Source organism: Pseudomonas sp. R32 (assembly GCF_009866705.1).
Lineage (GTDB): Bacteria > Pseudomonadota > Gammaproteobacteria > Pseudomonadales > Pseudomonadaceae > Aquipseudomonas > Aquipseudomonas donghuensis.
This window is the reverse complement of record NZ_CP019396.1, coordinates 2,002,189-2,012,533: the sequence shown is the minus strand read 5'-3', so window position 1 is coordinate 2,012,533 and position 10,345 is coordinate 2,002,189. Positions and strand designations below refer to the sequence as shown.

The following is a 10,345-nucleotide window of genomic DNA, read 5'->3' as shown; positions in this document are numbered from 1 at the left end:
TCCTCACTGCTACGCAATTCAGGCCGATACCTGCTGTGACGACTGCGGATTGGGGTGAAAGAACACGTGTTCGCGGACCGGGCCTACAGCGATCTCGCCAATTTCCTGGTAGCCCTGACGCTGGTAAAACGCCAGGTAGTGCTCGTTGCCGGTGTCCAGCACCACGCCTTGGGAATGCTCATCCACGGCACACCAGTCGTGCACAGCCTGTAACAACTGTTCGCCGTAGTGCTTGCCCTGAAACTGCGGGTGGATCCCCAGCAGCGGCAGTACATGCACCGCGTCACTGGGCAGACAGGCCGCCAGCGCAGCCTGGTAATCCAGGTAGCGGCGGGTACAGCGAAACCCGGTGCTGAGCACCATGCGCATGCGCCAGGCCCAGCTTTCGGTGATGCCCAGGCGCCGCTGCGGCGGGGCAATCAGGGCGATGCCGATCAAGCGGTCTTCAACCAGCAGGCCAATGGCGGGTAAATCCTGGAGAAAATGCTGCTTGACCCGCTCGCGCACGGTGGCGCGAATACGCTGGTCGAACCCGGGACGCTGGGCCTCGAACAGAAAGGCAAAGGTCGGTTCGTGGCGATAGGCGTGATACAACAGGGAGCGCGCCTCGCGGCTGTAGCCGCCATCGAGCAGACGGACTTCAGCCGGTGCGGCAGTCGATTCGGGCATGCTGGCAAACCTCCGGAAATGGGCATTCATTGCCTTTGAGGTGTGCGGGGTGCCAACGTTCACCTCGTGCCACAGGTTAGCAACCTCTCGAGTGGATCGCCATGCTGGCCGACGTCGCCGATGTCGGCTAGGATCCTGGGTTTTACCAGGATTGTGCTGCCCATGAAGATCGTCTCGTTCAACATCAATGGCCTGCGTGCCCGGCCCCACCAGTTGGCGGCGTTGATCGAAAAGCACCAGCCCGACGTCATCGGCCTGCAGGAAACCAAAGTCAGCGACGAGCAGTTCCCGCTCGCTGAGGTCCAGGCTCTGGGCTACCACGTGCACTTTCATGGCCAGAAGGGCCACTACGGCGTCGCCCTGCTCTCGCGCCAGGCGCCACTGAGCCTGCACAAGGGCTTCAGCACCGATGAAGAAGAAGCCCAGCGACGCTTCATCTGGGGCACCTTCGCTGATGCCGATGGCACCCCGATCACCATCATGAACGGCTACTTTCCCCAGGGCGAGAGCCGCGACCACCCAACCAAGTTCCCGGCCAAGCAGCGCTTTTACAGCGACCTGCAGACACTGCTCGAGACCCAGTTCCAGAACGACCAGCCGTTGCTGGTGATGGGGGATGTGAACATTTCGCCGGAAGACTGCGACATTGGCATCGGCGCCGACAACGCCAAGCGCTGGCTGAAGACCGGCAAGTGCAGCTTCCTGCCGGAAGAGCGCGAGTGGATGGCGCGTCTGAAGAGCTGGGGCCTGGTCGACAGCTTCCGCCACCTGCACCCGGAAGTGGCTGACCGTTTCAGCTGGTTCGACTACCGCAGCCGCGGCTTTGAAGACGAGCCCAAACGCGGCCTGCGCATCGACCTGATCATGGCCTCCCAGGGGCTGCTGCCACGGATCAAGGATGCCGGGGTCGACTATGACCTGCGCGGGATGGAAAAACCTTCGGACCACGCGCCGATCTGGCTTGAGCTGGGCTAGTTCAGACGCAGCCCCTGTGGGAGCAGCTTGCCAGCGATGAGACCCGGCTGGCCAAGCACGGTATCGGCCGTGGAAAAGCAACGCCGGCAAGCCGGCTCCCACAGGATTGGCGCAGGCTGGCAAAAACGCTGTCATCTTTTGGTCACCCTTCCGTCTTAATCTCCCGGCACACCCTTTGCCCATGAGTGCCAGACGGCATGTTGCGCCACCTCTCCCTGCTTGTGCTTTGCCTGTTCCCGCTGATTGGCGCCGCTGCCCCGCAGGCGCAATTGCGTATCCAGGGCTCCAACACCATCGGTGCCGCGTTGGCACCGGCGCTGGTCACAGGCTTGCTCGAGCAACAAGGCGCCAGTGCCATCAGCATCGTCAGTGGCGACGCCGCCAACGAACGCCAGGTCCGTGCCCGAGACAGTAACGGCCAGGCCTTGCGCATCGATATCGCCGCCCACGGATCCAGTACCGGTTTTACCGCACTCAAGTCCGGCCAGGCGGAACTGGCTGCCTCCTCCCGTCCGATCAAGCCGGTTGAGCTGAGCGAGCTGCAAGCCCTGGGTGACCTCAACAGTGCCGCCGCCGAGCAGGTCATTGCCCTGGATGGTGTCGCGGTGATCGTCCACCCCGACAACCCGTTGCCGCAGCTGACCACTGTCCAGCTGGCACAGGTTTTTTCCGGGCAAATCCGCAATTGGGAGCAATTGGGTATCGGCAGCGGCCCCATCAACCTGTACGCCCGCGATGACCGCTCCGGGACCTTCGAAACCTTCAAGGCCCTGGTGCTCGACCCGGCACAACACCCCCTGGCCGACACTGCCCGGCGCTTCGAATCGGCCGAGCAACTGGCCAGCCAGGTGCTCGGCGATCGCCAGGCCATCGGCTTCAGCAGCCTGGCCACGGTGCATGGCGCCAAGGTCGTGGCGATTGCCGACGGTGCGTCCCAGGCCATGCTGCCGACACCGGCCCTGGTGGCCAGCGAAGACTATCCGCTGTCGCGACGGTTGTTCTTTTATCTGCCGCCCGGTCAGGCCAATCCACTGGCCCGCGCCCTGGTCGAGTTCGCCCAAAGCGCCCAGGGCCAGGCCATCGTTACCCATAACGGCTTCGTCGGCCAGCAGGTGCAGAGCATCAAGGTACAGCCACGCAAGGAGATGCCCCGCCGCTACCTTGACCTGGCCAGCGATGCCCGGCGCCTGTCGGTGAATTTTCGCTTCCAGGAGGGCAACGCCAGCCTCGACAACAAGGCCCTGCGCGATGTGCAACGGGTGGTCCAGTACCTGCAGGCGCAGCACAAGCTGGCCAACAAGGTGGTGCTGGTGGGGTTTGGCGATGCCAAGGATGACCCGCAGCGCGCCGCCCTGCTCTCGCGGCTGCGAGCCATGGCGGTGCGTCGGGAACTGGCCCGCAGCGGCGTTGAACTGCGCGAGATCATCGGCCTGGGCGATGAACTGCCGGTGGCGGCCAACACCGCCGAACAAGGGCGGATCCGCAATCGCCGCGTCGAGGTGTGGGTCCACTGAGCTGCCGAAGGCTGGCCTGGGCAAACAATTGTTACAGGCTCGATTGGGCGCTCACCCTCCCCGGGGCTAGGCTTGTCCTTAGTGACGCCGGGCCCCTCTGACGGCTGCCAAGCCGCCATGTCGGAGTCACTGTTGCTCAGCAACGTCGACATCAAGGAGGGGCTCATGGCAGCTCTACAGGTATTTCTCGATAACGACTTCCTCGGCACCAGCCTGTGGTTCTGGCTGGCCTTTCTCGGCATCGTCCTGACCCTGCTGGTGCTGGACCTGGGCGTACTGCACCGCAAATTGCACGAAATCGAAATGCGCGAAAGCCTGCTGCTGTATGCCGGCTACTTCAGCGTTGGCGTGCTGTTCGGCGTATGGCTGTGGTTCGAGCTGGGCGCGCAGAAGGCCCTGGAATTCTATACCGGCTTTCTCATCGAGCAGTCGTTGTCGATGGACAACGTGTTCGTCATGGCAATGATCTTCAGCTTCTTCGCCATCCCCCGCCGCTACCAGCACCGGGTGCTGTTCTGGGGCATTCTCGGGGTAGTGGTGCTGCGGGCGATCATGATTGGCCTGGGCAGTGCGCTGGTGCAGGAGTTCGACTGGATCCTCTATGTGTTCGGTGCCTTCCTGCTGTGCACGGGAGTGAAAATGCTGTTCTCCGGCACAGAACCCCACCCGGACCTGGCGAACAATCCGGTGCTCAAATTCGTCCGCCGACACCTGCGGGTCACCGACGAGCTGCACGGCCCGCGTTTTTTCGTGCACATCACCCCGGCCGGGCAGAGCAAGGCGCTGCGCTATGCCACGCCGCTGTTCCTGGCCCTGGTACTGATCGAGCTGGCCGACCTGGTGTTCGCCGTCGACAGCGTGCCGGCAATCTTTGCCATCACCCAGGACCCGTTCATTGTCTACACCTCGAACATCTTCGCCATTCTCGGGTTGCGGGCGCTGTACTTTGCCCTGGCGGCGCTGATGCACCGCTTTATTTACCTCAAGTACGCCTTGGCGCTGGTGCTGGTGTTCATCGGCAGCAAGATTTTCTACCACGGCCTGATCGGTGCCGTGCCGCCGATGCTGTCGCTGGGGGTGACCATTGCCCTGCTTAGCGCTGGGGTGTTGTGTTCACTGTACTCGACCCGTTCGCGGGGCAAGCCCGCCCCAGGAAAAGAGACGGGCTTGCGCGGCAAGCATCAGTGACCGCTACGGAGCAGTTCCCTGGGCACGTACTTGCCGATCTCGTACTTGCCGATCGCCGCGCGGTGCACTTCGTCCGGGCCGTCGGCCAGGCGCAGGGTGCGCTGCATGGCGTACATGTAGGCCAGTGGGAAATCAGCCGAGACGCCGGCGCCGCCATGGATCTGGATTGCCCGGTCGATGACCTTGAGGGCCACGTTCGGTGCCACCACCTTGATCTGGGCGATTTCGCTGCGGGCGACCTTGTTGCCGACGGTGTCCATCATGTACGCGGCCTTGAGGGTCAGCAGCCGGGCCATGTCGATTTCCATCCGCGAGTCGGCAATCTTGTCGACGTTGCCACCCAGGCGCGCCAACGGCCGGCCGAAGGCGGTACGTTCCACCGAGCGCTTGCACATCAGTTCCAGGGCACGTTCCGCCATGCCGATCGAGCGCATGCAGTGGTGGATGCGCCCCGGGCCAAGGCGCCCCTGGGCGATCTCGAAACCGCGGCCCTCGCCGAGCAGCACGTTCTCGTAAGGCACGCGCACGTTCTCGAACAGCACTTCGGCATGGCCATGGGGCGCGTCGTCGTAGCCGAACACCGGCAGCGGGCGCACGATCTTCACCCCGGGAGTGTCGGTGGGCACCAGGATCATCGAATGCTGCTGGTGACGCGGGCCTTCCGGGTTGCTCAGGCCCATGAAGATCATGATCTTGCAGCGCGGATCGCAGGCCCCGGAAGTCCACCACTTACGACCATTGATCACCCACTCGTCACCGTCGCGCACGGCGCGGGCGGCCATATTGGTAGCATCGGACGAAGCCACATCGGGTTCGGTCATGGCGAACGCCGAGCGGATATCACCACGCAGCAGCGGCTCAAGCCATTGGCGCTTCTGTGCTTCATTGGCGTAACGCACCAGCACTTCCATGTTGCCGGTGTCCGGCGCCGAGCAGTTGAACGGCTCGGGGCCGAGCAGCGAGCGGCCCATGATTTCCGCCAGGGGGGCATACTCGAGGTTGGTCAGGCCCGCGCCCAGCTCCGACTCGGGCAGAAACAGGTTCCACAAGCCCTCGGCCTTGGCCTTGGCCTTGAGCTCTTCCATGATCGCCGTCGGCTGCCAGCGATCGCCTTCGGCAACCTGGCGCTCGAACACCGCTTCGGCGGGATAGACATAGGCCTCCATGAACGCCGTGACACGTTCACGCAGCGCCTGGACCTTGGGTGAATAGGCGAAATCCATGGGCAGTACCTTCAGTGGAAAAGGGATCTGATATCGATCCTAGATCAGCAGGCAAAATCCACCTAGTCTATTCTCAGCGTGTATAAACATTCATAACCGATATATGATCCACGGATAACACCAATAAGAGCAGCGCCCATGAACCTGAGCAAGGTCGACCTGAATCTGTTCATCGTCTTCGATGCCATCTACACCGAAGCCAACCTGACCCGGGCCGGGCAGATCGTCGGCATTACCCAGCCGGCGGTGTCCAACGCCCTGGCGCGCCTGCGCGAAACCTTCAATGACCCGCTGTTCGTGCGCACCGCCCAGGGCATGGTGCCCACGCCGATGGCGCAAAACATCATCGGCCCGGTGCGCAATGCCCTCTCGCTGCTGCGCGTGTCGGTGCAGGAGAGCCGCATCTTCAACCCGCTGCAGGCCAACAAGACCTTTCGCATCAGCATGACCGACCTCACCGAGGCGGTGATCTTGCCGCTGCTGTTCCAGCGCCTGCGCCGCCTGGCGCCGGCGGTGGCGATCGAAAGCTTTTTGTGCAAGCGCCGGGAAACCACCAAGGAACTGGCCGCCGGGCGCCTGGACTTTGCCGTCGATGCGCCGCTCAACACCGACCCGCAGGTGCGCCACGTCAAACTGATGCAGGACCGTTACGTCTGCGCCATGCGCCAGGGCCATCCGCTGTTCAAGGACCCGCTCAGCCTGGACAACTACCTGGGCATGACCCACATTCATATCTCCAGCCGGCGCAACGGCCTGGGTTATGTCGACCTAGCCCTGGGCAAGATGGGCGTGCAGCGCAAGATTGCCCTGCGCTCCCAGCATTACCTGATGGCTTCCCAGGTGCTGCAGCAGACCGACATGGTCATGACCGTTCCGGAGCGTTTCGCCCGTCGCCACCAGCTCAACCATGTCAGCCTGCCGGTGGATGTACCGCCACTGGAAACCCATCTGTATTGGCACGAAAGCACCGACCAGGACCCGGCCAACCGCTGGATGCGCGAACAGATCATCGAGCTGTGCCAGGGCGTGGTGGCGCAGGATGAGCGGGCGGCCAAGGCTGAGGTGCCGTTGCAGTGAACACAGAGCCATTGTGGGAGCAACTGTCTTGATCAGGCTGTTTGCACTCGCCAAGGGGTATTGTCCCGCAGCATTGCATTCAGCCTGACGATCAGCACCCGCATACAGGCTACGAGGGCTACCTTGGCGCACTTCCCACGCTCCCGAAGTGCTTCGTAGCGTGCTTTAAATTCTGTGTTGTGACGGATGATGATCCAGCTCGACATGTACAGCACTCGCCTTACATGGGCCCGACCACCCCATATCTGGCGGTGCCCTCGATGGCTACCGCTATCGTTGTTGTAAGGCGCTACGCCCACCAGCGCGGCGATCTGACGGCGGTCCAACTGTCCCAGTTCAGGCAGTGAGGCGAGCAGATTTGCGGCGGTTACCCGACCGATTCCGGTCACTGCCAATAACTGACGCGCCCTGGTATCGTCCAGTTGCACCATCGCCTGATCAATTTCTTCGTCGAGGCGTTTGATCAGCACTTTCAGCTGCTCTATATGCTCATCGAAGTGGGCCATCACTGTTGCCGAGCGACATTGCTGGCGACGCCGCTTGTCGTCATCACGGCTCTGCACAAATTGGGCGCGCTGCTTCACCAGCTCTCGCAGCTCTTCGCGTTCAGGGCTGACCGGTTGGCCTTGAGGGGCGCTGAGGTGTGCAGCGAAGTCCGCAAGGACTTCGGCGTCGATCTTGTCGGTTTTGGCTTTTTTACCCATGGCATCGGCGAATTTTCGGGCACGGGCTGGGTTGATGCAGATGGTTTCCAGTCCTGCTGAGGCCAGGGCGATCAACACATCTTTCTCGTAGCCGCCTGTCGCTTCGATCAGCACTCGACTGATCTTGAAGTCCTTCAGACGCTCAAGCAACGCCTCGAAGCCTGCGGAGTTGTTGGCCACTTCGAAGCGGATTTTTTGAGGTTTGATGCAGATTTCCAAAGTGGCTTTGGCAGTGTCGATTCCAACAGAAGACAACATGGCTGAACCCTCTTACACTCAGTTGTGAGAGCGCTCTGGCTTGGCCCACGCTTGTGATTCGAGAGGCGCTCAATCAACTGTTCGGGCTCGGGCCAGAGTGGAGAGGTGAATGGCAGCTTTGCTCCCACACGTGCTTTGAGCACTACCGGCGTGCAGCTTGCCATTCACCGCTCTCACTTCTGATTCTATTCCTACCTCAAGACACAAGCCGGCGTTGCCGGCGATGCAGGGCATAGCCCTGCCAATCCCTGCTTGACGTATACGTCAACCTGCAATTAGCTTAGCTCCATGCCCTTTTACCGAGCCAAGCAATGAGCAGCCAGACCTACAGCATTTCCGACCTGTCCCGCGAGCTGGACATTACCACCCGGGCGATCCGCTTCTATGAAGAACAGGGCCTGCTCAGCCCGGAACGCCGAGGCCTGGAACGGGTCTACTCGGCCCGCGACAAGGTCAGCCTGAAGCTGATTCTGCGCGGCAAGCGCATTGGCTTTTCCCTGGCCGAATGCCGTGAGCTGATCGAGCTCTATGACCCTTCCAGCGGCAACCTGAAGCAGTTGCACAGCATGCTGGCGAAGATCGCCGAACGCCGTGCCCAACTCGAACAGCAACTGCTCGACATCCAGCAGATGCAACTGGAGCTGGATACAGCCGAGGAACGCTGCGAGCAAGCCCTGGCCGCGACCCTGAACAACCAGAAAAACAGCCATTGAGCCCTGAGGAACCCTGCCCATGTCATTGCCTGAAAAAGTCCGCCTGGTCGAAGTCGGCCCGCGCGACGGCCTGCAGAACGAAGCCCAGCCCATCAGCGTGGCCGACAAGGTCCGGCTGGTCGATGACCTGAGCGCCGCCGGCCTGTCTTACATCGAGGTGGGTAGCTTCGTTTCGCCCAAGTGGGTGCCGCAGATGGCCGGTTCCGCCGAGGTGTTCGCCAATATCCAGCAACACAGTGGCGTGACCTACGCAGCCCTGGCGCCGAACCTGCGCGGTTTCGAAGATGCGCTGGCAGCCGGGGTCAAGGAGGTGGCCGTGTTCGCGGCGGCGTCCGAGGCGTTTTCCCAGCGCAACATCAACTGCTCGATCAGCGACAGCCTGCAGCGCTTCGCGCCGATCATGGCAGCGGCGCGTCAACACGGGGTGCGGGTGCGCGGTTATGTGTCCTGCGTGCTGGGTTGCCCCTATGAAGGCACGATCAGCGCCGAGCAGGTCGCCCCGGTGGCCCGCGAGCTGCACGACATGGGCTGCTATGAAGTGTCGCTGGGCGACACCATCGGCACCGGTACCCCCGGGGCCACCCGGCGCCTGTTCGAAGTGGTCGGCGCCCAGGTGCCACGCGAGCAACTGGCCGGGCACTTTCATGACACCTATGGCCAGGCCCTGGCCAACGTCTATGCCAGCCTGCTCGAAGGCATCAGCGTGTTCGACAGCTCTGTTGCGGGCCTCGGCGGCTGCCCCTATGCCAAAGGCGCCAGCGGTAACGTTGCCAGCGAAGACGTGCTGTACATGCTCCAGGGCCTGGGCATCGACACCGGTATCGACCTGGAGCGCTTGATTGCCGCGGGCTTGCGTATCAGTGCGGTACTCGGCCGTACCACCGGTTCGCGGGTGGCACGCGCGCGGAACGCACGCTGAACACAGGCGGTAACAGCCCAATCACCCCCTGGGTGTTACCGCGCCCGCACTTTTCAGGGAAATTCCGGGTAACACGGAAACAAATCGACAGAATTTCCCGGGACCGTTTTTTGATAAAACCTTCAAACCATTGATTTTATTGGGTTTTAAAAAGTTGGCACGGCACCTGCTATATCTCAGGTACAAGAACAATAAAAAGTGCGACATACCCAATAAAAATAAGACGAAACGACTCTGACATAACAAGAACAACACGACAGAGGCGCAGCTAACAGATTTTTTTGGAGAGGATGTGCTTTCCAGGGGCTTGCCCCGCAACCGGACACAAAACAATAAAACTACCCCAAGGTAGCGCAGGTCACGGTTGGATCAGCAATGATGAAGGTAGATCAGCGCTCAAAAAAATACGTTTGCTCTTGATCCCGGATGGGGATCGCCAGTGATGCAGAGGCAACGGTCACCAAAAACAACAATAGGCCGCCCTCCAATAACAAAAATGAGAGCACGCAACAATCTTTGAGGGGAGCTTAGGCTCCCCTCAGTGCTTCCCGCCCTCACCGTTTTCGTCCTCGTCCTTCTCAAAGCGATTGACCACCAACGGCATCACCCCCAATACCAGCAAGGCCAGCACGGTGCTGATCACCGCCGTAGCTTCACGCCCCATGCCCGCTGCCACGCCGATCGCCGCTGTCATCCACAGGCCCGCCGCGGTGGTCAGGCCTTTGACATTGCTGACGTCCTGGTCGTGCCCCTTGAGAATGGTCCCGGCGCCAAGAAAACCGATCCCGGCGACGATCCCCTGCACCACCCGGCTCAATGCCGCATCGTCGGCCCCGGCCATGCGCGGCACCAGTACGAACAGCGCCGCGCCGAGGGCCACCAGCATATGGGTGCGTACCCCGGCGGCCTTGCCCTTGAGCTCGCGCTCAAAGCCGAGAATGGCACCCAGCAGCGCGGCCATGACCAGGCGCACTGTCACCTGGGTAAGCTGCTTGGCATCGGTGATGTCGGCAAACTCCGCCACCAGGGTAATCCAGACTTGATGCCACCAGGCGTCCATGGGCTTTGTCCGTGCAGGAGGGATTATTCGATGGACAACGGCCGC

Annotated in this window: 10 protein-coding genes; 6 read left to right on the top strand and 4 right to left on the bottom strand. The window is 61.8% G+C overall.

What is annotated here, in order from left to right:
• Positions 1-18: 18 nt before the first annotated feature.
• A complete protein-coding gene (locus tag PspR32_RS09220) occupies positions 19-669 on the bottom strand; it encodes a GNAT family N-acetyltransferase (protein ID WP_010220426.1) in 651 nt (216 codons plus the stop codon).
• A 162-nt stretch (positions 670-831) separates the two neighbouring features.
• Between PspR32_RS09220 and xthA the strand changes: the two genes are divergently transcribed.
• The 3 genes from xthA (at position 832) to PspR32_RS09205 (ending at position 4,346) form a co-directional block, all read left to right on the top strand.
• The gene (gene xthA / locus PspR32_RS09215; RefSeq protein WP_010220427.1) at positions 832-1,644 is read left to right on the top strand and encodes an exodeoxyribonuclease III; all 813 of its coding nucleotides are present in this window, start codon (positions 832-834) and stop codon (positions 1,642-1,644) included.
• Between the two features lie 197 nt (positions 1,645-1,841).
• A complete protein-coding gene (locus PspR32_RS09210; RefSeq protein WP_159388340.1) occupies positions 1,842-3,158 on the top strand; it encodes a substrate-binding domain-containing protein in 1,317 nt (438 codons plus the stop codon).
• A 165-nt stretch (positions 3,159-3,323) separates the two neighbouring features.
• On the top strand, positions 3,324-4,346 hold the full coding sequence (locus tag PspR32_RS09205) for a TerC family protein (RefSeq protein WP_100783299.1): 1,023 nt from the start codon (positions 3,324-3,326) through the stop codon (positions 4,344-4,346).
• On the opposite strand, the gene PspR32_RS09200 is transcribed toward PspR32_RS09205, so the two are convergent.
• A complete protein-coding gene (locus tag PspR32_RS09200; RefSeq protein ID WP_010220430.1) occupies positions 4,340-5,569 on the bottom strand; it encodes an acyl-CoA dehydrogenase in 1,230 nt (409 codons plus the stop codon). The genes PspR32_RS09205 and PspR32_RS09200 overlap by 7 nt on opposite strands.
• Positions 5,570-5,707: 138 nt before the next feature.
• Between PspR32_RS09200 and PspR32_RS09195 the strand changes: the two genes are divergently transcribed.
• Positions 5,708-6,646, top strand: a complete 939-nt coding sequence (locus PspR32_RS09195) for a LysR family transcriptional regulator (RefSeq protein ID WP_159388339.1) — start codon at positions 5,708-5,710, stop codon at positions 6,644-6,646.
• A gap of 32 nt (positions 6,647-6,678) precedes the next feature.
• On the opposite strand, the gene PspR32_RS09190 is transcribed toward PspR32_RS09195, so the two are convergent.
• The gene (locus PspR32_RS09190) at positions 6,679-7,608 is read right to left on the bottom strand and encodes an IS110 family transposase (RefSeq protein WP_159387976.1); all 930 of its coding nucleotides are present in this window, start codon (positions 7,606-7,608) and stop codon (positions 6,679-6,681) included.
• A gap of 311 nt (positions 7,609-7,919) precedes the next feature.
• Between PspR32_RS09190 and PspR32_RS09185 the strand changes: the two genes are divergently transcribed.
• Together PspR32_RS09185 and PspR32_RS09180 are read left to right on the top strand one after the other, a co-directional pair.
• Positions 7,920-8,321, top strand: coding sequence for a MerR family transcriptional regulator (locus PspR32_RS09185; RefSeq protein ID WP_010226535.1), 402 nt, complete (start codon positions 7,920-7,922; stop codon positions 8,319-8,321).
• Positions 8,322-8,340: 19 nt separating this feature from the next.
• A complete protein-coding gene (locus PspR32_RS09180) occupies positions 8,341-9,240 on the top strand; it encodes a hydroxymethylglutaryl-CoA lyase (RefSeq protein WP_010226536.1) in 900 nt (299 codons plus the stop codon).
• Positions 9,241-9,778: 538 nt separating this feature from the next.
• Here the strand turns inward: PspR32_RS09180 and PspR32_RS09175 are convergent.
• On the bottom strand, positions 9,779-10,300 hold the full coding sequence (locus PspR32_RS09175; protein ID WP_010226538.1) for an MgtC/SapB family protein: 522 nt from the start codon (positions 10,298-10,300) through the stop codon (positions 9,779-9,781).
• Positions 10,301-10,345: the final 45 nt, after the last annotated feature.